The 23,863-nt window shown below is 52.4% G+C and carries 21 protein-coding genes and 1 pseudogene; 14 read left to right on the forward strand and 8 right to left on the reverse strand.

Translation table 11 applies throughout. The features are described 5' to 3' along the window. Positions 1-26: 26 nt before the first annotated feature. From sseA to AB8809_RS06280, 3 genes are all read right to left on the reverse strand, one after another. On the reverse strand, positions 27-896 hold the full coding sequence (sseA, locus tag AB8809_RS06270) for a 3-mercaptopyruvate sulfurtransferase (protein ID WP_349855869.1): 870 nt from the start codon (positions 894-896) through the stop codon (positions 27-29). A 103-nt stretch (positions 897-999) separates the two neighbouring features. Further along, positions 1,000-2,361 carry a 6-phospho-alpha-glucosidase gene (locus tag AB8809_RS06275; RefSeq protein ID WP_180779509.1) on the reverse strand — a complete coding sequence of 454 codons (1,362 nt, stop codon included), beginning with the start codon at positions 2,359-2,361 and terminating at the stop codon, positions 1,000-1,002. 13 nt (positions 2,362-2,374) lie between these two features. Further along, positions 2,375-3,955, reverse strand: coding sequence for a PTS transporter subunit EIIC (locus AB8809_RS06280; protein WP_349855868.1), 1,581 nt, complete (start codon positions 3,953-3,955; stop codon positions 2,375-2,377). Between the two features lie 359 nt (positions 3,956-4,314). On the opposite strand from AB8809_RS06280, the gene ndk reads away from it, so the two are divergent. The 11 genes from ndk to AB8809_RS06335 all read left to right on the forward strand — a co-directional run bounded on the left by ndk (position 4,315) and on the right by AB8809_RS06335 (position 15,603). Continuing rightward, a complete protein-coding gene (gene ndk / locus AB8809_RS06285) occupies positions 4,315-4,743 on the forward strand; it encodes a nucleoside-diphosphate kinase (protein ID WP_015841195.1) in 429 nt (142 codons plus the stop codon). A gap of 275 nt (positions 4,744-5,018) precedes the next feature. Continuing rightward, on the forward strand, positions 5,019-6,278 hold the full coding sequence (locus AB8809_RS06290; RefSeq protein ID WP_015841194.1) for a bifunctional tRNA (adenosine(37)-C2)-methyltransferase TrmG/ribosomal RNA large subunit methyltransferase RlmN: 1,260 nt from the start codon (positions 5,019-5,021) through the stop codon (positions 6,276-6,278). A gap of 179 nt (positions 6,279-6,457) precedes the next feature. Further along, positions 6,458-7,237: a type IV pilus biogenesis/stability protein PilW gene (pilW, locus tag AB8809_RS06295; RefSeq protein WP_349855867.1), complete on the forward strand. Its 780-nt coding sequence runs from the start codon at positions 6,458-6,460 to the stop codon at positions 7,235-7,237. Next, the gene (gene rodZ, locus AB8809_RS06300; protein WP_300993942.1) at positions 7,227-8,231 is read left to right on the forward strand and encodes a cytoskeleton protein RodZ; all 1,005 of its coding nucleotides are present in this window, start codon (positions 7,227-7,229) and stop codon (positions 8,229-8,231) included. Before pilW ends, rodZ begins: the two co-directional genes overlap by 11 nt. A gap of 40 nt (positions 8,232-8,271) precedes the next feature. Further along, entirely contained in the window at positions 8,272-9,393 is a 1,122-nt protein-coding gene (gene ispG / locus AB8809_RS06305; RefSeq protein ID WP_015841191.1) for a flavodoxin-dependent (E)-4-hydroxy-3-methylbut-2-enyl-diphosphate synthase, read from the forward strand. A 137-nt stretch (positions 9,394-9,530) separates the two neighbouring features. Further along, positions 9,531-10,805, forward strand: coding sequence for a histidine--tRNA ligase (hisS, locus tag AB8809_RS06310; protein WP_015841190.1), 1,275 nt, complete (start codon positions 9,531-9,533; stop codon positions 10,803-10,805). A gap of 13 nt (positions 10,806-10,818) precedes the next feature. Continuing rightward, positions 10,819-11,439 carry a YfgM family protein gene (locus AB8809_RS06315; RefSeq protein WP_015841189.1) on the forward strand — a complete coding sequence of 207 codons (621 nt, stop codon included), beginning with the start codon at positions 10,819-10,821 and terminating at the stop codon, positions 11,437-11,439. A 10-nt stretch (positions 11,440-11,449) separates the two neighbouring features. Beyond that, entirely contained in the window at positions 11,450-12,631 is a 1,182-nt protein-coding gene (gene bamB, locus AB8809_RS06320; RefSeq protein ID WP_181829103.1) for an outer membrane protein assembly factor BamB, read from the forward strand. A gap of 162 nt (positions 12,632-12,793) precedes the next feature. Next, entirely contained in the window at positions 12,794-14,281 is a 1,488-nt protein-coding gene (der, locus tag AB8809_RS06325; protein WP_015841187.1) for a ribosome biogenesis GTPase Der, read from the forward strand. 92 nt (positions 14,282-14,373) lie between these two features. Next, a complete protein-coding gene (locus tag AB8809_RS06330; protein WP_180779514.1) occupies positions 14,374-15,333 on the forward strand; it encodes an AEC family transporter in 960 nt (319 codons plus the stop codon). Positions 15,334-15,378: 45 nt separating this feature from the next. Further along, positions 15,379-15,603 (forward strand): zinc ribbon domain-containing protein, encoded by a 225-nt coding sequence (locus AB8809_RS06335; protein WP_225182124.1) that lies wholly within the window; start codon positions 15,379-15,381, stop codon positions 15,601-15,603. A gap of 8 nt (positions 15,604-15,611) precedes the next feature. Here the strand turns inward: AB8809_RS06335 and AB8809_RS06340 are convergent, their stop codons facing one another. From AB8809_RS06340 to xseA, 3 genes are all read right to left on the reverse strand, one after another. Further along, the gene (locus tag AB8809_RS06340) at positions 15,612-15,956 is read right to left on the reverse strand and encodes a protealysin inhibitor emfourin (RefSeq protein ID WP_015841184.1); all 345 of its coding nucleotides are present in this window, start codon (positions 15,954-15,956) and stop codon (positions 15,612-15,614) included. After that, entirely contained in the window at positions 15,953-16,996 is a 1,044-nt protein-coding gene (locus tag AB8809_RS06345; RefSeq protein WP_015841183.1) for a M4 family metallopeptidase, read from the reverse strand. Before AB8809_RS06345 ends, AB8809_RS06340 begins: the two co-directional genes overlap by 4 nt. A 230-nt stretch (positions 16,997-17,226) precedes the next feature. Further along, positions 17,227-18,615, reverse strand: a complete 1,389-nt coding sequence (gene xseA / locus AB8809_RS06350) for an exodeoxyribonuclease VII large subunit (RefSeq protein WP_349855866.1) — start codon at positions 18,613-18,615, stop codon at positions 17,227-17,229. A 171-nt stretch (positions 18,616-18,786) separates the two neighbouring features. On the opposite strand from xseA, the gene guaB reads away from it, so the two are divergent. After that, positions 18,787-20,253, forward strand: coding sequence for an IMP dehydrogenase (gene guaB, locus AB8809_RS06355; protein WP_015841181.1), 1,467 nt, complete (start codon positions 18,787-18,789; stop codon positions 20,251-20,253). Between the two features lie 107 nt (positions 20,254-20,360). Further along, the gene (guaA, locus tag AB8809_RS06360; RefSeq protein WP_015841180.1) at positions 20,361-21,938 is read left to right on the forward strand and encodes a glutamine-hydrolyzing GMP synthase; all 1,578 of its coding nucleotides are present in this window, start codon (positions 20,361-20,363) and stop codon (positions 21,936-21,938) included. 105 nt (positions 21,939-22,043) lie between these two features. Here guaA and AB8809_RS06365 read toward each other — a convergent pair whose 3' ends face one another. Further along, positions 22,044-22,382 carry an addiction module antidote protein gene (locus AB8809_RS06365; protein WP_349855865.1) on the reverse strand — a complete coding sequence of 113 codons (339 nt, stop codon included), beginning with the start codon at positions 22,380-22,382 and terminating at the stop codon, positions 22,044-22,046. Between the two features lie 4 nt (positions 22,383-22,386). Beyond that, positions 22,387-22,578, reverse strand: a pseudogene (locus AB8809_RS06370) (type II toxin-antitoxin system RelE/ParE family toxin); the annotation flags it as partial. Positions 22,579-22,840: 262 nt separating this feature from the next. On the opposite strand from AB8809_RS06370, the gene AB8809_RS06375 reads away from it, so the two are divergent. Continuing rightward, entirely contained in the window at positions 22,841-23,620 is a 780-nt protein-coding gene (locus tag AB8809_RS06375; protein ID WP_349855864.1) for an HNH endonuclease, read from the forward strand. Positions 23,621-23,863: the final 243 nt, after the last annotated feature.

The following is a 23,863-nucleotide window of genomic DNA, read 5'->3' on the forward strand; positions in this document are numbered from 1 at the left end:
TGACGGCAATAAAATACCGAGCAGAGCTAATCACGCGCAATCGGAACGTCATCGCGGCTACCCCAATCGCTCCATGAACCGTCGTACAGCGTCACATTCGGGACATTTAACTGCGTCAGTGCCAGCACTACGACAGATGCCGTTACGCCGGAACCACAGCTGGCGACGATGGGACGAGTGAAATCCACGCCGTGCTTATGCAGAATGGTTGCCAGTTCAGCGTTGGATTTCAGCGCACCGTTGTGCACTAAATCAGTCCACGGCACGTTCAGGCTACCGGGAATATGACCGCGATGCAGGCCGGGACGCGGTTCGTCCACTTCGGCATGAAAGCGCGGAGCGGGGCGGGCATCGACAATCTGTTCTGATTTATCCCGGCTGATGGAGAGCACATCGTCGCGTGAGCGAATCGCGCTTTCATCCAGCGCGGCGTGGAACGCGGTTGGCTTGGGTGTCACATCGTCCTGTTCCAACGGTAGGTTCTGTGCTGTCCAGCCCGCCAGCCCACCGCTCAGAATGGAAACGGATGTCGCGCCGAAGGTTTGCAACATCCACCACGCGCGCGGTGCGGAGAAGAGATTGCCTTCATCGTAAATCACCAGATGTTGCTGATTATCGATCCCCAGTTCGCCCATCGCCCGCGCGAAGTCTTCGCGAGTTGGCATCATATGCGGCAGATCGGTGCTGTGATCGGATAAGGCTTCAATATCAAAAAAAACCGCGCCAGGCAGATGACCGGCACGGTATTCGGCATGAACATCACGGGTGGTGTTGCCCGGCGGCAGCATGCGGGCGTCAATGAGCGTGATACTGCTGTCATTCAAGTGGCTGGCAAGCCAGTCTGCGGAAACAAACCGCTCATGAGAAACGGGCAAATCAGAAGACGATGCTGACATAGATCCTCCACGTTGGGGCCGACGAATTCGACCCCGAATCTACCATTGATGTGCAATGATAGATGCATTGTCAGCGATTTTCCTCCATCCGACAAGTCGCAGATTATTGGGCGATACCGTCTCTATATGCTTGTTTTAATTGCGGCCAGTAATCCTGATTGGCCTCAATCATCTCATCCAGAATGGCTTTGGCATGCTGCATTGTCGGCACAGTACGGTTCAGGGTAAATGCCTGCAAGGCCTTCTCGTAGCTGCCTTCCAGCGTCGCTTCTACAAGCAACTGCTCGGATGCCAACTGTTGTTCCAGCAAGGCACGATGGAACTGCGGAACATTCCCCATCCGCACTGGTTCCGGCCCTTGTGCGGTGATATAAGCAGGCACCTCCACCATCGCGTCATACGGCAGATTGGCGATGGCACCTTTATTCTCGACAATCACCAGATGACGCTGGCGCAGATCGAACGCCAGCGAACAGGCGACATCAACAATAAACGCCCCGTGCACGCCAACGTGGAACGCATCGGGCAGAATACCGGTTTCCTTGTAGCTGGCGGCCGCCGCAAACAGCTTCTTCTCACGCCCGTCCATCACTTCATTGGCGCGCGTGTAGTCAGGATCCTGATGTTCCACGATCTGATTCGGCATCAGGTAGTACTGCAAATACGGATTCGGCACGAACTCCGGGAAATGATCCATGACCGGTTTGATGTTGCGCCAGGTTTTCACCCACGATGGATCGGCGTGCTGCGGATCCGTATCAGCGGCATCGGCGGTCAACAGGCCGTAGCGGGCGATGTGCTCGCGCAGTTCCGGCATACGATCGACGCCATCGACCAGCACGCGGGTAAACCAGCCGAAGTGGTTCAGCCCGAAATAGTCCACCGTGATGTCGTGACGATCGACGCCCAGCACGGCCGCAATGTTACGCATCGCGGCAACTGGCATGTCGCAGATATTCAGCACGCGGGCGTTAGGACGCAGGCGGCGCACGCCTTCGGCAACAATGGCGGCGGGATTGGAATAATTGACGATCCACGCTTCTTTATGTGCATAGCGTTCAACCAGATCGATCAGCTCAGCCATCGGCAGAATGGTGCGCAGACCGTAGGCCAATCCGCCGGGGCCGCAGGTTTCCTGCCCGACGACGCCGTGACGTAGCGGGATTTTTTCGTCCTGCTCGCGCATTTTGTACTGCCCGACGCGCATCTGGGCAAAGACAAAATGCGCGCCGTTAAATGCCGTTTCTGCGTCGGTTGTGACGGTAAATATGATGCTGTCACTGTGGTCGCGAATCACTTTTTCCACCACTGGCGCGATGATGTCCTGCCGCTGGCCGTCGATGTCATACAAACGAATCTCTGCCAGCGGGAAATCCGCGAGACGTACCATCAGACTCTTTACGATGCCTGGGGTATAGGTGCTGCCGCCGCCGGCAATCGTCAGAATGAATGGGGGTTTCGTCATGATCAGTCTCCTGTTAAAGCGCGTTTTCAACTGCTTCGCGTATCGTTTTGACGTGAAGTCCGTAAACCACCTGTACGTTGTTACCCTGCCGGATAACGGCTTTCGCACCGGTGCTCTTAAGCTGTTGTTCATCTACCAGATTCGGGTCGATCAGCGTGACCCGCAGGCGGGTGTAGCAGTTATCCACCACCTCGATATTCGGTTTACCGCCCAGCCCGGCGATGATGGTGGCGCCGACAGGTGGAGCATCACCTTTCACCGCGTCCGGTGTTTTTACCTGACCTTCGGTTTTGGCCTGATATTCGGTTTTAGAATAAAGCCGTGTTTCTTCTTCGTCGGTTTCACGCCCCGGTGTTGGCATGTCGAAATACAGAATCAGGAAGCGGAAGACGAAGAAGTAAATCACCGACATCGTCAGTCCGACCGCGATGTACATTGGCCAGTTGGATTTTTCAATGCCCAGCGGAAGGTTATAAAGCAGGAAGTCGATGACGCCGTTGGCGCCAATCGCATGCACGCCCATGATGGAGAACAGCATCATGCCTATGCCGGTCAATACGGCGTGGACGGCAAACAGCATGGGCGCGACGAACAGGAAGGAGAACTCTAGCGGCTCGGTGACGCCCAGTAAGAAAGAGGTAAAAGCGGCCGGAATCAGGATGGCTTTGGCGGCCAGACGTTTCTCTGGCTTAGCCGTGACATACATCGCCAGCGCCGCGGCAGTCAGACCAAACATTTTACTGATACCACGCGCGTCCCAGACCACGGTTGAACTCAACTGCTTGACGTCCTGACAGGCCATTTCAGCAAAATAGATGTTGCGTGCGCCTTGGTACAGTTTGCCGCATACCTCTGCGGTTCCGCCCAGTTCGGTGTATAGGAAGGGGGTATAGACCAGATGATGTAGCCCGGTGGGGATCAGCACGCGTTCCAGAAAGCCATAAATGGCGATGCCAACAGGTCCTGCCCCCTTAATCGCGAAGGCCAGCCAGGTAATGCCGTGCTGAGCAAACGGCCACAGCGCGCTCATCGCAAAGCCCAGCGCAATCGCCAGCGGAATAACCAGAATGGCGACGAAGCAGTGGCCGGAATAGATCGCCATGACGCCGTTAAACTGTTTACTGGAATAGCGGTTATATAGGTAGCCTGCGAATCCGCCGATCAGAATGCCGGCGAAAACGCCCATTTCCAGCACCTGAACGCCCAGCACCATACCTTGCCCGGCGGCGCGCATCTCTGCGGCTGGCATGAGCTTGCCCTGTAATTGCAGCGTGATATTCATGGCATTAATAAAGATGATAAACATCACCAGACCGATCAGCGCAGCGTAGCCCTTATCGCGTTTCGCCAGTCCAATCGGGATCCCAACGGCGAACACCAGCGCCAAATTAGCCAGAATCGCCACGGCAGATTTGGACACCAGTTGACCAAAATCCTGAATCAAAGGGTGATTAAGCAAAGGGACATAGCCCGCTAAATTGCCGTTACCAAACACGTTCCCAAATGCGATGAATAGCCCGACAATCGGGAGTATCAGCACCGGCCCATACAGGGACTTGCCGAAATTTTGCAATGCATTGACCGCTCTTTTCATTATCAGCCCTCTTACTGGCCATTATGGTGGGTACAGCGGCAAGGCTAGCAGCGAATGATAAAGAGATTCCAGTTATCTTGTTGTTTTAAAAACAAATAACCTATAACGTTACAAGTAACCTTCAGAACTGTGATCGCCGATGATTTGTTACATTCAGCGCAGTGGCAGTGGGGGACGAAAACGTGCGATGCCTGAACGTTAATGAAGGGAAAATGAGAGGTAATATTTTTTTAATAAAATGTTATTTCCTTGGTAGGCAACAAAGGTCTCTGCACCTATAATTTGCGCCACTTTCACTGGCCGGGTATACAATTCTTATAATCCGGCTGCAATCTGACAGTTTAGTTAATGAGGTCAATATGACGATAGAACGTACCTTCTCCATCGTAAAACCTAATGCGGTTGCCAAGAATGCAATTGGTTCAATTTACGCACGCTTTGAAAGCGCGGGTTTTACCCTTGTTGCGGCTAAAATGCTGCGTCTGAGCCGTGAGCAGGCGGAAGGTTTCTACGCTGAACATAAAGGCAAGCCGTTCTTTGATGGTCTGGTCGAATTCATGATGTCTGGCCCAATCATGGTGCAGGTGCTGGAAGGTGAAAACGCCGTTCAACGTAACCGTGACATTATGGGTGCTACAAACCCGGCAAATGCACTGGCGGGCACGCTGCGTGCTGATTACGCGGATAGCTTCACAGCGAACGCGGTACACGGTTCTGATTCCATTGAATCCGCTCAGCGTGAAATCGCTTATTTCTTCAGCGATGACGAAATCTGTCCGCGCGCCTAATTCCGCCTACTCGGTAATAGCACGCACGATGCGTTTTTGTGCGTGATAACAGGTGAGCGCCTGTGATATTGCTTTGTTTCGTCGCGTGAGTGTGCGATGCCAACGCAATGACACAGAAAAAAAGCGGTGATGGTAGCTTACCTGTTTTAAACTTTGTACAATGCTGCGCCCTGGATGAGCCTATACTTGTCTGGGGCGTTTCTTTGGTCATGACCATCGAACTCAACCCTCTTTTTTAGCGCCATAACGTGTAACAACGAGGCCAGGATTTACCAATGTCTAAGCAAATCGTGTCTGAAATCATCGTGCCTGAAACAGCCGCATCTACAACTATCGCGTCTACAACTACTACCGTATCCGAGCAAACCGTGTCCGAATTCTCTCCGGCGTCCGCTGATGCTTCTCAATCCGTCAAAACCAGTGCGGAAAAAATTAACCTGCTGGATCTTAACCGTCAGCAAATGCGTGACCTCTTCATATCGATGGGAGAGAAACCATTCCGCGCCGATCAGGTCATGAAGTGGATTTATCACTACTGCTGTGATGACTTCAATCAGATGACGGATATCAACAAAGTCTTCCGTTCTAAATTGCAGGAAATCGCTGAAATTCGCGCACCCGAAGTGGTTGATGAACAGCGTTCTTCCGACGGCACGATTAAGTGGGCGATTCTGGTGGGCGGCCAGCGGGTCGAAACCGTTTATATTCCAGAAGAAGATCGCGCCACGCTGTGCGTATCGTCTCAGGTAGGTTGTGCGCTGGAGTGCAAATTCTGTTCAACGGCGCAGCAGGGCTTTAACCGTAACCTGCGCGTATCGGAAATTATCGGCCAGGTGTGGCGTGCGGCGAAAATCATCGGCGCTTTTAAAGTCACCGGTCAGCGCCCCATCACCAACGTGGTGATGATGGGTATGGGCGAACCGCTGCTGAACCTGACTAACGTGGTGCCAGCGATGGAAATCATGCTGGATGATTTTGGTTTCGGTCTGTCCAAACGTCGTGTGACGCTGTCCACGTCTGGCGTCGTGCCTGCGTTGGATAAACTGGGCGATATGATTGATGTCGCGCTGGCGATTTCCCTGCATGCGCCGACCGACGACATCCGCAATGAAATCATGCCGATCAACAAAAAGTACAATATCGAGATGTTCCTGAGTGCAGTACGTCGCTATCTGGAAAAATCCAATGCGAATCAGGGACGTGTTACCGTTGAGTATGTGATGTTGGATCATATCAATGATGGTACTGAGCATGCGCATCAACTGGCTGAATGCCTGAAAGATACGCCGTGCAAGATTAACCTGATTCCATGGAACCCGTTCCCAGGCGCGCCGTATGGCCGTAGCTCAAACAGCCGCGTTGACCGTTTCTCCAAGGTACTGATGGAGTATGGCTTCACGACGATCGTACGTAAAACCCGTGGGGATGACATTGATGCTGCCTGCGGCCAGCTGGCTGGTGAAGTCGTGGACAGAACCAAACGCACGCTGAAGAAGAAAATGGCGGGTGAACCTATCGCAGTGAAAGCGGTCTAAGATCGAATGGCGCGGGTTAACGTGGAAGCGTTAACCTAACTCTGCCGCTGAGATGCTTTGCAGAGCAAACGTGATTAAAGTGCGAGGCGCGCCGCGTTGTTGTCAGGTCTGACTGCCGCTCTGTTCATATTCAGGTAACCTCTCTGGTCTGGCAAGGACGACAAGGCGAGGAAACAGGGATGGTGGTGTCTCTATCACGGAGAATAGCGTTATTACAGGGAGCGTACTGGCTGAGTGGTCTGCTTGTGGTGCTGTTGCTGACGGGGTGTGTGTATTCGCCTCAGGGTGCGACAAATCCAGCGATCGCTCAAACCCGTTTGCAGTTGGGGCTGGCGTATCTGGCGCATAATAATCTGGATTCAGCTCGGCAGAATCTTGAAAAGGCGGTGGCGATTGCTCCGCTGGATTATCGAACACAATTGGGGATGGCGCTCTACGAGCAGCGGATAGGTGAAAACCGTCTTGCCGAACAACGCTATCAGCATGTGTTGAACATGGCGCCGGAAAATGGCAGCGTCATGAATAATTACGGTGCGTTTCTGTGTAGTTTAGGGCAGTATGTAGCGGCGCAGCGACAGTTTAGTGCGGCTGCACAACTTCCTGATTACAGTCAGGTTGCTGATGCGTTGGAAAATGCGGGATACTGCTTTTTCAATGCCGGGCAGAGTGAAAATGCGCGCAATTTATTAAGCCGGGCGCTGAGATATGACCCGACGAAAGGCAGTGCCTTGCTGGCGGAAGCAAACAAACAGTTTGATGCCGGGAAAAATGAGCAAGCGCGGCTGCTGCTTGATGTTTATCAGCATAGTCTTCCGGCCAGTGCCGAAAGCTTATGGTTACAGATTCGTTTCGCCGCGTTGGCGGGCCATGATGGCGATAAAGAACGTTATGGCAACGTGCTGGCGCGAAGTTTTCCACAATCTAAACAGTACCAGCATTTCTTAGCTAATGAATACTGAAGCCACCCAAGATACAACAGAAGCAAAACTACCCGGTGAACGTCTGCGTGAGGCGCGTGAACGCCTTGGATTTACCCAGCAAACTATTGCCGAGCGTTTGTGCCTTAAAATCTCCACCGTTCGTGATATTGAAGACGGTACAACGCCTGCCGATTTAGCGCCGACCTTTTTGCGCGGCTATGTCCGTTCTTATGCCAAGCTGGTTCATTTACCCGAAGATGAACTGCTTCCCGCTGTGGATAAACAGGCGATACCTAAAACGATCTCTGTCTCGCCAATGCAGAGTTTTTCGCTGAAAAAAAGCCGCAAAAAGCGTGATGGCTGGTTGATGACAATCACCTGGCTGGTCGTGCTGGTTGTTCTGGGGCTGACGGGCGCATGGTGGTGGCAAAACCATCAGGCTCAGCAGGCGGAAATCAACAGCATGGTCGATCACGCTAGTTCGATGCAGGCACAAACGGAAGGGCAGCCCGTTCCGCTGATGGACAACAGCGCACCGCAGGAAACGGCGACACCGAATTCTGCTGCGGCACCCGCTTCTACGCCAGTCGACCTGTCTGCGACTGTCACGGCGACACCTTCAACGCCTTCTTCTGTTTCCTCAACGACGCCGTCAACGGCACCTTCCAGCCAATCGCCTTCACAGGCAAATACTGCACAGCATCAGACTGCGGGTAATGGGCTGTTAGGCGCTGGGGCAGTCGCCCCCGCTGCGGGTACGGTAGCGGAGAGCAATCCGGTCCCTGCAGCCCATGCATTGGTTATGACTTTCACGGCCGATTGCTGGCTGGAAGTGACGGATGCCAGTGGCAAGAAACTGTTCAGCGGCATGCAACGTAACGGCGGCACGCTGAATCTGGATGGTCAGTCGCCCTATAAACTTAAAATTGGCGCACCTGCTGCGGTACAGATTCAATTTCAAGGCAAGCCGGTTGATTTAAGCCGCTTTGTGCGCAGTAATCAGGTCGCACGCCTGACGCTGACCGCAGAATAACGTGTTGTTCAGGTAAGACTGCAATGTTGGAGATGAAGTAATGCATAACGCTGCACCCATAACCCGTCGAAAATCAAAACGGATTTACGTCGGCAAGGTGCCTGTAGGTGATGGTGCGCCGATTGCGGTGCAATCCATGACCAACACCCGAACCACCGACGTTGAAGCTACCGTCAATCAAATCAGATCGCTGGAACGTGTTGGCGTCGATATTGTTCGCGTCTCCGTGCCAACGATGGACGCGGCGGAAGCCTTTAAGCTTATAAAACAGCAGGTGAATGTCCCGCTCGTCGCCGACATTCACTTTGACTACCGCATCGCGCTGAAAGTCGCGGAATACGGCGTCGACTGTCTGCGCATCAACCCCGGTAATATTGGTAATGAAGAGCGTATTCGCTCGGTTGTCGATTGTGCGCGTTACAACAATATCCCGATCCGTATTGGCGTGAACGGCGGTTCGTTGGAAAAAGATTTGCAGGAAAAATACGGCGAACCAACGCCGGAAGCGCTGTTGGAATCGGCGATGCGCCATGTCGATATCCTCGACCGCCTGAATTTCGATCAGTTTAAAGTCAGCGTTAAAGCCTCGGATGTTTTTCTGGCAGTGCAATCCTATCGCCTGCTGGCAGCGCGTATCGATCAGCCGCTGCACCTTGGTATTACCGAAGCTGGTGGCGCACGTAGCGGCGCGGTGAAATCGGCTATTGGCCTCGGTCTGCTACTGTCCGAAGGCATTGGCGACACGCTGCGTATTTCACTGGCGGCCGATCCGGTTGAGGAAGTGAAAGTCGGCTTCGATATCCTGAAGTCACTGCGCATTCGTTCACGCGGAATCAACTTTATTGCTTGTCCAACCTGTTCCCGTCAGGAATTTGACGTGATCGGGACGGTGAACGCGCTGGAACAACGGTTGGAAGACATTATCACGCCGATGGATGTGTCGATTATCGGTTGCGTGGTGAATGGTCCCGGTGAAGCGCTGGTGTCGACCATTGGCGTCACTGGTGGACATAACAAGAGTGGCTTCTATGAAGACGGCGTGCGGCAGAGAGAGCGCTTCGATAACGAACAGATGATCGATCAGTTAGAAGCCAAGATCCGCGCGAAAGCCTCCATGATGGACGAAAATCAGCGTATTACCGTCAATCTGGTGGATAAATAACCTTGACGGTGTGGCGGTATGCCGCCACCCGCATAATTCACGATTCCTGAACCCGATGGGGACGCCCCGCATTGAAGATGCGACGGCAATCCTTCTATAATCGGGTTTATTTTTTGAAAAACGCATAGAGAACTGACGTGGCAAAAAATATTCAAGCCATCCGTGGCATGAACGATTACCTGCCAGCCGAAACGGCATTGTGGCAGCGTATTGAAAACAGCCTGAAACAGGTGCTCAGCGGCTACGGCTATAATGAAATTCGTTTGCCGATTGTCGAGCAAACGCCGCTGTTTAAGCGCGCTATCGGTGAAGTGACCGATGTCGTCGAAAAAGAGATGTATACCTTTGACGATCGCAATGGCGACAGTCTGACTCTGCGTCCGGAAGGGACGGCAGGCTGCGTCCGCGCCGGTATTGAGCACGGTATTCTCTATAATCAGGAACAGCGCCTGTGGTATGTCGGTCCGATGTTCCGCTACGAGCGTCCGCAGAAAGGGCGTTATCGCCAGTTCCATCAGTTGGGTTGTGAAGTGTTTGGTCTGCAAGGGCCGGATATCGACGCCGAATTGATCCTGATGACGGCTCGCTGGTGGCGGGTGCTGGGCATTGCCGATCATGTGAAGCTGGAATTGAACTCGATCGGTTCATTAGACGCGCGCGCGCGCTATCGTGAAGCGCTGGTCGCGTTCCTCGAACAGCATAAAGATCAGTTGGATGAAGACTGCCTGCGCCGGATGTACACCAACCCGTTGCGCGTTCTGGATACGAAAAATCCGCAGATTCAGGTTCTGCTGAACGACGCGCCAGTGCTGACGGACTATCTGGATGACGAATCGCGTGAGCACTTTGAAGCGTTGGGTGAACTTTTAACGCAGTCTGGTATCCCATATACCGTTAATCCGCGTCTGGTTCGTGGTTTGGATTACTATAACCGCACGGTATTTGAATGGGTCACCACCAGTCTGGGCGCGCAGGGCACGGTCTGTGCCGGTGGGCGTTATGATGGTATGGTGGAACAACTAGGCGGGCATGCAACGCCAGCGGTCGGTTTTGCGATGGGGCTGGAGCGTCTGGTTCTGCTGGTTCAATCTGTGAACCCAGATTTCAAAGCTCAGCCAGGTGTGGATGTTTATCTGATTTCTTCCGGTGCGGGAACGCAGGTTGCTGCAATGCAGCTGGCGGAGAAATTACGTGATGCGCTACCGCAGTTGAAACTGATGACCAACTACGGCGGTGGCAACTTTAAGAAACAGTTCGCTCGCGCGGATAAATGGGGCGCTCGCGTCGCATTGGTATTAGGCGAAAATGAAGTGGCGGCTGGTCAGGTTGTGGTTAAAAACCTGAGCAATGGCGAGCAGGATACATTGGCACAGGCCGACGTCGCATCGCGGCTGGCAACGTTACTGGATTGAGGAGAGAGACACCGTGGAAGTCTATACCACAGAGAATGAACAGGTTGATGCACTACGTCGTTTCCTCGCGGAGAACGGAAAGGCGTTAGTGGTCGGTGTTGTGCTGGGTGTTGGCGCACTGGTTGGCTGGCGTTTCTGGCAAAACCACCAAAATGATAGCGTGATGGCGGCGTCCGCATCCTATCAGCAGGTGACGGAGCAACTGGCTGAAGGCAAAACCGACGCGATTGCGGCAACAGAGAAATTTACGGCTGAGAATAAAAACGCCTATGGCGCGCTGGCTTCTCTGGAATTGGCTCGTCATTACGTTGATCTGAAAGATTTTGCAAAAGCAGAACAGCAATTGGTACAGGCGCTGTCGCAGACGAAAGATGCCGACCTGCTGGCGGTGGTGAACCTGCGTCTGGCGCGGGTTCAGCTACAAGAAAACAAAGCGGATGACGCGCTGAAAACGCTGGATGCCATCAAGCTGGAAGGCTGGGCGTCACAGGCTGCGGAAGTTCGTGGCGATATTCTGGCGAGCAAAGGGGATAATCAGGCTGCGCGTGATGCCTACAACAAAGGGTTGTCTTCCAATCCATCGCAGGCACAGCAAGCGTTACTGCGCATGAAACTGAATAACCTGTCCAGCTAAGAGGAATTCCATGCAATTGCGTAAAACACTGTTGGTAGGACTGGTTTCTGTTGCCCTGCTGAGCGGATGCTCGCTGTTTAACAGCGAAGAAGATGTCGTCACTATGTCTCCACTGCCGCAGGTGGAAAACCAGTTCACGCCAACCAAGGTGTGGAACAGCTCGGTTGGGAGTGGTATTGGCGAGTTTTACTCCAATCTTCATCCCGCATGGCAGGATAACCGCGTTTTTGCCGCCGATCGTCGTGGTACCGTGAAAGCGATGGATCTGAGTGACGGCAAAGAGATTTGGCGCGCCGATCTGTCTGAGAAGACCAATTTCTTCTCCCGCAATAATCCGGCGCTGCTGTCTGGTGGCGTAACGGTTTCTGGCAACCACGTCTATGTTGGTAGTGAAAAGGCGCAGGTCTATGCGCTGAATGCAGAAGATGGTACGCCAGTATGGCAGACGAAAGTGGCAGGCGAAGCGCTGTCTCGCCCTGTCGTCAGCGACGGTGTGGTGCTGATTCACACCGGCAACGGCATGTTGCAGGCATTGAATGAAGCGGATGGCGCTATCAAATGGAGCGTCAACTTGGATATGCCAACGCTGTCACTGCGTGGTGAATCTGCCCCGACGACCGCATTTGGTGCGGCGATTGTGGGTGGTGACAACGGTCGTGTAAACGCCGTGATGATCAATCAGGGTCAGCTTATCTGGCAGCAGCGTATTTCACAGCCGAGTGGCGCGACCGAAATCGATCGTCTGAACGATGTCGATACGACACCGGTTGTCGCGGGCGAAGTGGTTTACGCGTTGGGTTACAATGGCAACATGACCGCGCTGGATCTGCGTTCCGGTCAGATTCTGTGGAAACGTGAACTGGGCTCAGTGCATGATTTCATCATCGACGGCGACCGCATCTACCTGGTCGATCAGGACGATCGCGTTGTTGCATTGAACACTAACGGTGGAGTGAGCCTGTGGCGTCAAAGCGATCTGCTGCACCGTAACTTAACGGCACCGGCGCTGTATAACGGCTATCTGGTAGTGGGCGATGCCGAAGGTTATCTGCACTGGCTGAATACCGCGGATGGTCGTTTCGTGGCGCAGCAAAAAGTGGATAGCTCTGGCTTCCTCGGCAAGCCTGTAGTTGCCAGCGACAAGCTGCTAATTCAGGCGAAAAACGGTGATGTCTACGCGTTCACCCGCTAGGTAACCCCTGTTTAATTTGGATCGCGACGTTTTTAGGCGCGTTCCCACTTTTGAATGTGTTACCACAACGGCTCCTGACACTATCAGGGGCCGTTTCGTCTTTTTATCGTCAGCGAGTATTTCGCTGTAACGTATTGAAATATAAGTAATGAGGTTGTAACAATGATACCTGTCGTCGCGCTGGTCGGGCGCCCGAATGTGGGGAAATCCACGCTATTTAACCGCTTAACGCGCACTCGTGATGCATTGGTGGCGGATTTCCCTGGGCTGACTCGTGACCGCAAGTATGGTCGTGCAGAAGTGGAAGGGCATGAATTTATTATCGTCGATACCGGTGGGATCGACGGTACAGAAGACGGTGTGGAAACGCGTATGGCCGGTCAATCGCTGGTGGCGATTGAAGAAGCGGATATCGTGCTGTTCATGGTCGATGCCCGTGCGGGATTGATGCCTGCGGATGAAGGCATTGCCAAGCATTTGCGCAGCCGTGAAAAAACGACGGTGCTGGTTGCGAACAAAACTGATGGTCTTGACCCGGATATGGTCACGGCAGATTTCTACTCGCTCGGAATGGGGGAAGTGTACCCGATTGCCGCGTCTCACGGTCGCGGCGTCACGTCGTTGCTGGAAACAGTTTTGCTGCCGTTTGTACAAGATGAAATAGAAGAGCCTGTTGAGTTAAGCGAAGAAGAAGAGAACGCAGCTTACTGGGCAGCGTTAGAAGCGGACGAGCAGGCTAGCGAAGAAGAAGCAGAAGACGATTTCAATCCTGAAGATTTGCCAATCAAACTGGCGATTGTCGGGCGTCCGAATGTGGGTAAGTCCACGCTCACTAACCGTATTCTGGGCGAAGAGCGCGTGGTGGTGTTCGACATGCCGGGCACGACGCGTGACAGTATCTACATCCCAATGGTGCGCGACGAACGCGAATACGTTCTGATTGATACCGCTGGGGTACGTAAGCGCGGCAAAGTGACGGAAACGGTAGAAAAATTCTCCGTTATCAAAACGTTGCAAGCGATTGAAGATGCCAACGTGGTGCTGCTGGTTATCGACGCGCGTGAAGGTATTTCCGATCAAGATCTCTCGCTGCTGGGCTTTATCCTCAATAGTGGGCGCTCACTGGTGATCGTGGTGAACAAATGGGATGGCCTGTCGCAGGAAGTGCGTGAGCAGGTGAAAGAGACGTTGGATCTGCGTCTCGGCTTTATCGACTTTGCCCGTATTCACTTCATTTCTGCGTTACATGGCAGCGGCGTGGGTAACCTGTTTGAGTCCGTAACCGAAGCCTATGCGTGCGCCACTCGTCGCGTGAGTACGGCTATGTTGACCCGTATCATGCAGATGGCATCAGACGATCACCAGCCGCCTCTGGTGCGCGGCCGTCGCGTGAAGCTGAAATATGCGCATGCCGGTGGTTATAACCCGCCGATTGTAGTGATTCACGGGAATCAGGTGAAAGACCTGCCGGATTCTTACAAGCGCTATCTGATGAACTACTATCGCCGTTCGCTGGACGTAATGGGCACGCCGATTCGTATCCAGTTTAAAGAAGGGGAAAACCCTTTCGCAGACAAGCGCAACACGCTGACACCAAACCAGCTACGCAAGCGTAAGCGTTTGATGTCACACATTAAAAAAGGTAAGTAATTTATTAACGGGGCGAATAGCGATATTCGCCCCGTTTTGTCAGAGACGAAACGAATCGCCGTTAACAAAACCAATAATAATCAAGGAGAGTCATGTCCTGGGAAACCTGGAGTTTTGCATTCAACGTCACGATGCCTAATGTGATTATGTTATTGATTGGTATAGGGTTGCGTAAGATCAATCTGCTGAATGATGCGTTTTGTGATACCGCAATGCGGGTTGTATTCAATCTTTCTCTTCCCTGCTTGCTGTTTTTTAGTGTTGCAGGTAATCACCAGTCTTTTGCAAGCCAGTGGCCGCTGGTGGTGTATGGCACGATAGGGACATTGGCGACATTTTTGCTGCTGGAAATCGCGGCGGTGAAGCTCGTCAAGGATCCAAAGGAACGCGGCATCTTTGTGCAAGGCGGGTTCCGTTCAAATACTGGCGTAATGGGGCTGGCGTTTGCGATGAGTGCTTACGGTGATGAAGGCATTGCTGTTGGCTCACTGTATTTGATGGTGACGGTGATTATGTTTAACGCACTGTCTGTTATTACGCTGACGCGCAGCTTGCAGCGACAATCGCCTGAACAGAAGATTCCGGTAAGCCAACTGCTACGGGGCATTGTGACCAATCCGCTGATTATTGGTCTGCTTCTTGGTGCGGCCTACGGGCAAAGCCAACTGCCAATGCCGAGCGTCATCAAGCAGACCGGTGGCTTTATTTCCTCAATGGCGTTGCCGCTGGCGTTATTGTGTGCCGGAGCCAGTCTGGAATGGCGCAGTATGTTTCGTTCGTCCAATGTGGCCGTGCTGTCTTCTGTGGCTAAGATATTCGTTGTGCCGGGGCTGCTCACGCTGGGCGGATGGCTTGTCGGATTTCGCGGTGTCGAGCTGGGGATTATTTTTCTGTTTTCCTCAACGCCAACCGCAGCAGGTAGCTATGCAATGACTCGTGCGATGGGGGGAAACGCCACGCTGGCAGCGAATATTATTGGCTTGACGACGGTTGGCGCGTTTTTCATGATTGCTATTGGGCTGTACGTGCTACGTTCCCTCGGTGTGATTTAACCTCTGACCATCACGCGTTATTGGTAGCAAAATGGAGGAGAAAAGATGGATGCGCTTTGTCCTGATTGTCACCACGTGATGCTGTGGCAGTCTGATGGTTCGTTCCTGTGTAAGGACTGCCAGCAGCATTATCTGCGTAAGGCGGCGTGCCCTGAATGTAACCACTTACTTCAGGAACTGAAAGCCTGTGGCGCGGTGGATTACTTCTGCCAGCAGCACGGGATGATTTCCAAACGGCGGGTCGTGTTCAGCTATACACCTGCCGATTAAGCCTATTGCTACTCCTGTGCGCCGTTACGCCACAGCTCGGTCAGTTCCGGCGGCGCACGGTCTTCAGGGATCAGCAGGATAACATCGGCATACTGATTCTGCTGCGGGTGACGATAGCTGATGTGGATGCGGTAATAGAACTGGTCGCCGCGCCCCGGGCCGTCTGGTTCACCGGGGTCGCGAGCCTGAGGAAAGGCGTTACGGATCGCGTTACAAATGCGTTCCCGCTCGGATGACGTCACGCTGGCGAGCGCGAAGCGTCGCAACCCCGCCAGTTTGGGGATGAAGGCGAATCCTCCTTCACGCGCCAGCTCAATGATGGCGTCTTCGTTGAGCTCTGGCAGTGTCTTCATAAGAACTCCTGACGAACCTCCACGCCCACGGTTTCCCACGACTGCATGACGATATCCGCAACGGTGTTGTTAAAACGCTTAGCGGCATGTTGGATCGTATGGCGCGCGAAAATTTCGAAATCCGCATTTTGCGGCAGTGACTTATCGCACAGCGTGTCGTACCAGATGCGGCCAGCTTTTTCCCAGGAATGCCCGCCCAGCGCGATGGCTGTCAGGTAGAATGCTCGGTTGGGAATGCCGGAATTCAAGTGTACGCCGCCGTTGTCTTCGCGCGTGTTCACATATTCACTCATATGAGAGGGCTGGGGATCGATCCCTAGCAGTTCATCATCATATGCGGTGCCTGGGTGAGACATCGACCGCAGCCCCATCCCGTGAATACCGTCTGCCAGCAGATCGGCACCGATAAACCAGTCCGCCTGCTCAGCGGTTTGCCCCAAATGGTACTGCTTGACCATAGAACCAAATACATCGGAAAGTGATTCGTTCAGCGCGCCGGACTGACGAAAATAAATCAGTCCTGCTTCGTGTTCGGTAATGCCGTGAGCGAGTTCATGCGCAACCACATCCAGCGCAATCGTGAAGCGATTAAAGATTTTGCCGTCGCCATCTCCGAATACCATCTGCTGCCCGTTCCAGAAGGCGTTCTGGTAATCCTGACCGTAATGCACTGTGCCCGTCAGCGGCAGCCCCTCGGCGTCCAGTGAGTTACGTTGGAAAATCTTCCAGAAGAAATCATAGGTGACACCCAGATAGTTGTAGGCTTCATCGACGGCGATATCACCGTTGCTGGGCTGGCCTTCCGCACGTACCTGCTTGCCGGGCAACTGTTGCTGCTGTTCGGCATCGTGGATGTTGCGATTAGCCTGCCCGGCGGGTAATTTCTCATGGGGTTCCGGGCGTGGATTGTGGCTGACCATTAATGACTGAACGTGCATCAGCGTCTGTTGCGCGCAGTGGCGCTGCTCGTCTGTGCCGTTTGCAATAATGCGATGCAAAATATAAGGGGGAATCACGCTACAAATCGGTCTGGACTTCATACCTCATCTCCTTGAAAACGCTCATCAGGGGTAACACAGACGATCGATAAAGCTCACTGTATTTTTATCCCATCTTGCTTCACCGCTAACATGCAGATTGAAGTATGACGGGCATAAATTTTAGTGAGCTAAAAATGAGTATAGTTCAGATGATAGGGGCAAGAATGGGGGATCGCCGTTGTTTTAGGATAAATCCCCATCCTGTGAGTTTTATGCCGATCGCGCGATTTTTATGACTGAGATGAGGGTTTTCGCCGCTTTTTCACAGAACTTGGGTTCGGCACCAGCGTCGTGACCTGACTTTCTACCCAACCGTCCTGCAAACGGGTTTTCAGCGTTTCACCGGGGGTAATTTGCGTGACGTTTTTCAGTACATTACCGTCGGGGGCGGTGGTGACGTTATAGCCGCGCGCCAGCGTCGCCAGCGGGCTAACGCCTTCCAGCCGTGAACAGGCGATACCTAGCTTCTGCTTGTTCTGATTTAACTGGCGTTCCACTGCACTCTGCATCTGATAGCTCAACTGCTGTAAGCGCTGTTGCGCACGATGGATGCGAGTCTGCGGCTGCTGTTGCATTAGGCGCTGTTGTAAGCGTTCACTTCGGCGTAAGGTTTGCCGAAGCTGCTGCTGCATGGCGTCATCCAGCCGTTGGCGCAGTTTGACCAGCTGTGCCTGCTGACGCGCCAGCCGCAGTTGTGGATGTTGTTGCTGCAAGCGGTGGTGCAGACGAGTAAATTCCCGGTTGCGCTGGGCAAGGTAATAATCCATCGCCATTTCCAGCCGCTGGCGCTGGGACTGAATCTGGCGCAACAGTTCAAGTTGGTTACGACTCACTAACTCGGCAGCGGCGGACGGCGTGGGGGCTCGCAGGTCACCGACGAAATCGGCGATGGTGACATCGGTTTCATGGCCGACGGCGCTGACGATAGGAATATGGCTGGCAAAGATGGCTCGAGCCACCCGTTCATCATTAAAGCTCCACAGATCTTCCAGCGAACCGCCGCCGCGCCCGACGATTAACACGTCACACTCTTCTCTCTGGTTAGCCAGCTCAATAGCGCGAACAATCTGTAGCGGTGCGTCTGCGCCTTGCACCGACGTGGGATACACGATCACCGGCAGCGACGGGTCACGGCGCTGCAATACCTGCAAGATATCGTGCAGGGCGGCACCGCTGGCTGACGTAATCACGCCGACCTGTTTGGCGGGAGAGGGGAGCACCTGCTTAAACTGCTGATCAAACAGCCCTTCGGCGGCGAGTTTCTGTTTGAGCTGTTCAAACTGTTGCTGCAACAGACCGTCACCGGCAGGCTGCATACTTTCCGCCAACAGCTGATAGTCGCCGCGGGGTTCATACAGCGTAATGGTGGCCCGAATCAGCACCTGCTGGCCGTTTTGTGGACGGAATGTCACCCTGCGGTTACTGGTACGGAACATCGCGCAGCGCACCTGCGCACGTTCATCTTTCAGCGTGAAATACCAATGGCCGGATGAGGGCTGAGAGAGGTTGGAGATTTCACCGGAGAGCCAAATCTGGCCCATTTCCATTTCCAACAGTTGTCTAACCGTCTGATTCAGTCGGCTAACGGTAAAAATTGCAGAGGAGGGAAATTGAGACATTGTGAGCCAGATCAAATTTTAAAACAGTCACTTAATTGATCGATACTACCTACCTGAAACAGGTAATCAAGCATTTTAGTAAAATAATGCTGGAGGCAACCGATTACGCTCTGTATAATGCCACGGCAATATTTTATCTATTCTTACATCCACCTTGGTGAGATATTGCCCATGCTACGTATCGCTAAAGAAGCACTGACGTTTGACGACGTCCTCCTGGTTCCCGCTCATTCTACTGTTCTGCCTAATACTGCCGATCTGTCCACGCAGTTGACGAAAAACATTCGCCTGAATATTCCTATGCTGTCCGCAGCGATGGATACCGTTACCGAATCCGGCCTCGCTATTGCGCTGGCGCAGGAAGGCGGTCTGGGCTTTATTCACAAAAATATGTCAATTGAGCGTCAGGCGGAAGAAGTCAGCCGCGTGAAAAAACATGAAAGTGGTGTTGTGGTCGATCCACAGACGGTCACCCCAGAAACCACGCTGCGTGAAATGAAAGAGCTGACCGAGCGCAACGGCTTCGCGGGTTACCCTGTCGTGGCAAAAGACAACGAATTGGTCGGTATCATCACCGGTCGTGACGTGCGTTTTGTGACCGATTTGGAAAAACCGGTTAGCGCCTTCATGACGCCGAAAGAGCGTCTGGTCACCGTTAAAGAAGGCGAAGCGCGTGACGTCGTGCTGCAAAAGATGCACGAAAAACGCGTCGAGAAAGCACTGGTCGTTGACGACAAATTCCACCTGATCGGCATGATTACGGTAAAAGATTTCCAGAAAGCAGAACGTAAACCAAACGCCTGTAAAGACGAACACGGTCGTCTGCGCGTAGGCGCGGCGGTTGGTGCCGGTGCGGGTAACGAAGAGCGTGTTGATGCGCTCGTTGCCGCAGGCGTTGACGTTCTGCTGATCGATTCCTCACACGGCCATTCCGAAGGCGTATTGCAGCGTATTCGTGAAACACGTGCTAAATACCCGAACCTCGAAATCATCGGCGGTAACGTCGCTACGGGTGCAGGCGCGAAAGCGCTGGTTGAAGCGGGCGTTAGCGCGGTCAAAGTGGGTATCGGCCCTGGCTCCATCTGTACTACCCGTATCGTGACGGGCGTGGGTGTACCGCAGATTACGGCGATCTCCGATGCGGTTGAAGCGCTGGAAGGTACCGGCATTCCGGTCATCGCCGACGGCGGTATCCGCTTCTCCGGCGACATCGCTAAAGCCATCGCAGCAGGCGCGGCCTGTGTCATGGTCGGTTCCATGCTGGCGGGTACGGAAGAATCTCCGGGTGAAATCGAACTGTATCAGGGGCGTTCATTCAAATCTTATCGCGGTATGGGCTCACTGGGCGCGATGTCCAAAGGTTCATCAGACCGTTACTTCCAGACTGATAACGCCGCCGACAAACTGGTGCCGGAAGGTATCGAAGGCCGCGTAGCCTACAAAGGCCGCCTGAAAGAGATCGTTCACCAGCAGATGGGCGGCTTGCGCTCCTGTATGGGGCTGACGGGTTGCGCGACTATCGACGCGCTGCGCACGCAGGCTGAGTTTGTACGCATCAGCGGCGCGGGCATTCAGGAAAGCCACGTTCACGACGTTACCATTACTAAAGAGTCACCAAACTACCGTATGGGTTCATAAGGTAATTTGCGGGCTGATTTAACCCGATAAACCCGGTACTATTGCCTGTCTTTTTAGGGCTATTCGCCGGGTTTACTTATTTTTTAGCTTTTTGGAACATGCTCCTCATGACGCAAAACATTCATCAACACCGCATTCTTATTCTGGATTTCGGCTCGCAGTACACGCAACTGGTTGCACGTCGCGTGCGTGAACTGGGCGTTTACTGTGAACTGTGGGCATGGGATGTCACGGAAGCGCAGATTCGCGGGTTTAATCCGAACGGGATCATCCTGTCCGGCGGCCCGGAAAGCACCACCGAATTTGGCAGCCCGCGCGCGCCAGAATACGTTTTCAACGCTGGCGTACCGGTATTAGGCGTGTGCTACGGCATGCAGACGATGGCGATGCAGTTAGGTGGCCACGTTGAAGGTTCCAACGAGCGTGAGTTTGGTTATGCGCAGGTAGAAGTGAAGACGGATAGCGCGCTGGTGCGTGATATTCAGGATGCGTTGAGCGCGACGGGCGCACCGCTGCTGGATGTCTGGATGAGCCACGGCGACAAAGTGACGGCAATCCCAGAAGGGTTTGAGACCGTTGCGAGTACCGATACCTGTCCGTTTGCCATCATGGCAAACGAAGAAAAACGTTTTTACGGCGTGCAGTTCCACCCGGAAGTGACGCACACCCGTCAGGGCCAGCGCATGCTGGAGCGTTTTGTCCGTGACATTTGCCAGTGTGAAGCACTGTGGACGCCAGCCAAGATTATCGACGATGCGGTGACCCGTATTCGTGAGCAAGTGGGCAACGACCAGGTGATTCTGGGCCTGTCCGGCGGCGTGGATTCTTCTGTGACCGCGATGCTGCTGCACCGTGCGATTGGTGACCGCCTGACCTGTGTGTTTGTCGATAACGGCCTGCTGCGTTTGAACGAAGCCGATCAGGTTCTGGAAATGTTCGGCGATCATTTCGGCCTGAACATTGTTCACGTGGCAGCGGAAGATCGCTTCCTGGGCGAGCTGGCTGGCGAAAACGATCCAGAAGCCAAGCGTAAAATCATCGGCCGTGTGTTTGTTGAAGTCTTCGATGAAGAAGCCAGCAAGCAAACTGACGTGAAATGGCTGGCACAAGGTACTATCTACCCGGACGTCATCGAATCTGCGGCTTCTGCGACGGGCAAAGCGCACGTCATCAAGTCCCACCACAACGTGGGTGGCCTGCCGAAAGAGATGAAGCTGGGTCTGGTTGAGCCGCTGAAAGAGCTGTTCAAAGACGAAGTGCGTAAGATCGGTCTGGAACTGGGTCTGCCGTACAACATGCTGTACCGCCATCCGTTCCCAGGTCCAGGTCTGGGCGTACGCGTGCTGGGTGAAGTGAAGAAAGAATACTGTGACCTGCTGCGTCGTGCGGATGCGATCTTTATTGAAGAGTTGCACAAAGCCGACCTGTACAACAAAGTCAGTCAGGCATTCACCGTCTTCCTGCCGGTTCGTTCCGTGGGCGTGATGGGCGATGGCCGTAAATACGATTGGGTTGTCTCACTGCGTGCGGTAGAAACCATCGACTTTATGACCGCGCACTGGGCACACCTGCCATACGATTTCTTGGGCCGCGTATCCAACCGCATCATCAACGAAGTCGACGGCATCTCCCGCGTTGTTTATGACGTATCGGGCAAGCCACCGGCGACGATTGAGTGGGAATAAACCTGCGTCTGAAATAGCGTTGTACTCAACAGAAAAAAACCCGCGTAACTGCGGGTTTTTTTACGTCTGACTAAATCTTTCTACGTGGTTGAGCGACTGATATTTTTAATTATTGTGAGTATTGGGAATAAGCCGAACGCCTGCGGCTCTGGTGATTTCGGTGAGTGTAGTCAGCGTTGGATTACCATTTTCAGACAGCGTTCTGTATAGCTGTTGGCGAGACAGTCCCGACTTTTTGGCTATTTCTCCTACTCCGCCACGCGCTTCAACGACACGGCGTAACGCTGTCAGGAATGCAGCGATGCCACCTTCCTCATAAATATCTTCTAATGCTGTCTGGAGATATATTTCAGCGTACTCAGGATTTTCTCGTAGCTCCGCAACCATTGTATCATCGTGGCTAATGGCTTTTTCGAATTTAGTGGATTGGGTGATGATTGCCATGATGTTACCTCTTTTGATAATCCCGCCAGTATTGCACCGTTTTATCTAAATCTTTGCTTTGGCTTGATTTATCGCCACCGGTGACGAGCAAAATCATCTTATCGCCTTCTATCGCGTAATACACTCGATAATCTGGACCATAATCAACTCTGAGCTCCCAGACACCGTCTCTTTCAAACTTATGGTCGCCGAAATTTTTGGGTCTAGTTTACATAAATGACCATTTACAAAGTAGCCTAGAGGTTTTCAGAGCGATAGTTACCGTTTAACATCAATTTCCTATGTCGCTTAGTTACCAAGATACATGGATCCACCTTTAGGGAGGTATCCTTGCAGGAGTTTCATCCCATTGTTTACCCTAAAATGTGATATCAATTTGAGTAATAATAAAAATATATTGATTCGTTTTTTTTTATGCGTTTATTATAATTTTAACTATTAATGTTTAGGTGAAATTAATGATTTGCATATTTTGCCGTAATCCTTCGAATGATTCATGTAGTGTCGAGCATATAATTCCAGAATCACTAGGGAATCATACCCTTGTTTTACCCCCTGGTGTTGTTTGTGACTCTTGTAATAATTATTTCTCTAGGAAAGTAGAAAAACAATTTTTAGAGTCTCCTGCGATTAAATCTCTTAGGTTTCATGAGGAAATCTTAAGTAAGAAAGGAAAAATTCCATCTTTGGATGGAGTGTTAACCCCTGGTTTTCATGCAAAATTTTCTCGTGATCCGAAAAAAGATTCAATAACTTCAGTGTCTTTATCAGAGGATGCTTTACGTCATTTAGCATGCGAAGGTAAAGGAGTGTTTTTGTTATCCGCTGAGCCGCCATCACCTCTTGTACTGTCGAGATTTATGGCTAAGGTTGCACTAGAATGTATGGCTTTACGATTAATTGATTATCCTGATGGTTTAGAATATATAGCAACAGAAATCCAATTGGATGTTATTAGAGAACATGCTAGAAAGGGTACAATAAAAGAATGGCCTGTGAGTGTTAGGCGTATTTATGAGCAGGGTGCACAATGGGTTGATGAAAACGGAAATTTTGTACAGCGTGTTCATGAAAGTGATATTATTCAAACGAATTCAGGTGAGTGGTACTTTATACTGGCTATTTTTGGTTTGGAATTAGCTATTAATTATGGTGGGCCAGAAATTGAAGGGTATTATAGGTGGTTAGAAGAGCATGAGAATGTAAGTCCACTTTATTGTAAAGGTGATGGATTATAAAATTTATTTTTATATGATTTTTATTTAATTTTTGGTGTGTCAGTTTTTTATATTTAGTAATAAATTTAATTGGAATTATGCCATTGAGAATAATTTAGTTTATTGAATAGTATTGTCTTTCCCTCTCGGCGTAAAAAATTGCGCTGAGGCGATCGTGGCCGTCGGATGAGCCGCATGGATGCGGCGAAAGCCAGTGCCGCGTCGGGAACGCGTCACTGGCGGTCCGAATAACGGTCACGAATG

Source organism: Pectobacterium aroidearum, assembly GCF_041228105.1.
Classification (GTDB): domain Bacteria; phylum Pseudomonadota; class Gammaproteobacteria; order Enterobacterales; family Enterobacteriaceae; genus Pectobacterium; species Pectobacterium aroidearum.

Excerpts from the sequence above, each read along its gene's own strand:
- ispG (WP_015841191.1), top strand. The coding sequence starts at position 8,272 with ATGCATAACGCTGCACCCATAACCCGTCGAAAATCAAAACGGATTTAC.
- guaB (WP_015841181.1), top strand. The coding sequence starts at position 18,787 with ATGCTACGTATCGCTAAAGAAGCACTGACGTTTGACGACGTCCTCCTG.
- xseA (WP_349855866.1), bottom strand. The coding sequence starts at position 18,615 with ATGTCTCAATTTCCCTCCTCTGCAATTTTTACCGTTAGCCGACTGAAT.
- AB8809_RS06335 (WP_225182124.1), top strand. The coding sequence starts at position 15,379 with ATGGATGCGCTTTGTCCTGATTGTCACCACGTGATGCTGTGGCAGTCT.
- AB8809_RS06345 (WP_015841183.1), bottom strand. The coding sequence starts at position 16,996 with ATGAAGTCCAGACCGATTTGTAGCGTGATTCCCCCTTATATTTTGCAT.
- AB8809_RS06365 (WP_349855865.1), bottom strand. The coding sequence starts at position 22,382 with ATGGCAATCATCACCCAATCCACTAAATTCGAAAAAGCCATTAGCCAC.
- AB8809_RS06275 (WP_180779509.1), bottom strand. The coding sequence starts at position 2,361 with ATGACGAAACCCCCATTCATTCTGACGATTGCCGGCGGCGGCAGCACC.
- sseA (WP_349855869.1), bottom strand. The coding sequence starts at position 896 with ATGTCAGCATCGTCTTCTGATTTGCCCGTTTCTCATGAGCGGTTTGTT.
- ndk (WP_015841195.1), top strand. The coding sequence starts at position 4,315 with ATGACGATAGAACGTACCTTCTCCATCGTAAAACCTAATGCGGTTGCC.
- AB8809_RS06340 (WP_015841184.1), bottom strand. The coding sequence starts at position 15,956 with ATGAAGACACTGCCAGAGCTCAACGAAGACGCCATCATTGAGCTGGCG.
- AB8809_RS06290 (WP_015841194.1), top strand. The coding sequence starts at position 5,019 with ATGTCTAAGCAAATCGTGTCTGAAATCATCGTGCCTGAAACAGCCGCA.
- AB8809_RS06280 (WP_349855868.1), bottom strand. The coding sequence starts at position 3,955 with ATGAAAAGAGCGGTCAATGCATTGCAAAATTTCGGCAAGTCCCTGTAT.
- rodZ (WP_300993942.1), top strand. The coding sequence starts at position 7,227 with ATGAATACTGAAGCCACCCAAGATACAACAGAAGCAAAACTACCCGGT.
- AB8809_RS06330 (WP_180779514.1), top strand. The coding sequence starts at position 14,374 with ATGTCCTGGGAAACCTGGAGTTTTGCATTCAACGTCACGATGCCTAAT.
- AB8809_RS06375 (WP_349855864.1), top strand. The coding sequence starts at position 22,841 with ATGATTTGCATATTTTGCCGTAATCCTTCGAATGATTCATGTAGTGTC.
- der (WP_015841187.1), top strand. The coding sequence starts at position 12,794 with ATGATACCTGTCGTCGCGCTGGTCGGGCGCCCGAATGTGGGGAAATCC.
- guaA (WP_015841180.1), top strand. The coding sequence starts at position 20,361 with ATGACGCAAAACATTCATCAACACCGCATTCTTATTCTGGATTTCGGC.
- bamB (WP_181829103.1), top strand. The coding sequence starts at position 11,450 with ATGCAATTGCGTAAAACACTGTTGGTAGGACTGGTTTCTGTTGCCCTG.
- pilW (WP_349855867.1), top strand. The coding sequence starts at position 6,458 with ATGGTGGTGTCTCTATCACGGAGAATAGCGTTATTACAGGGAGCGTAC.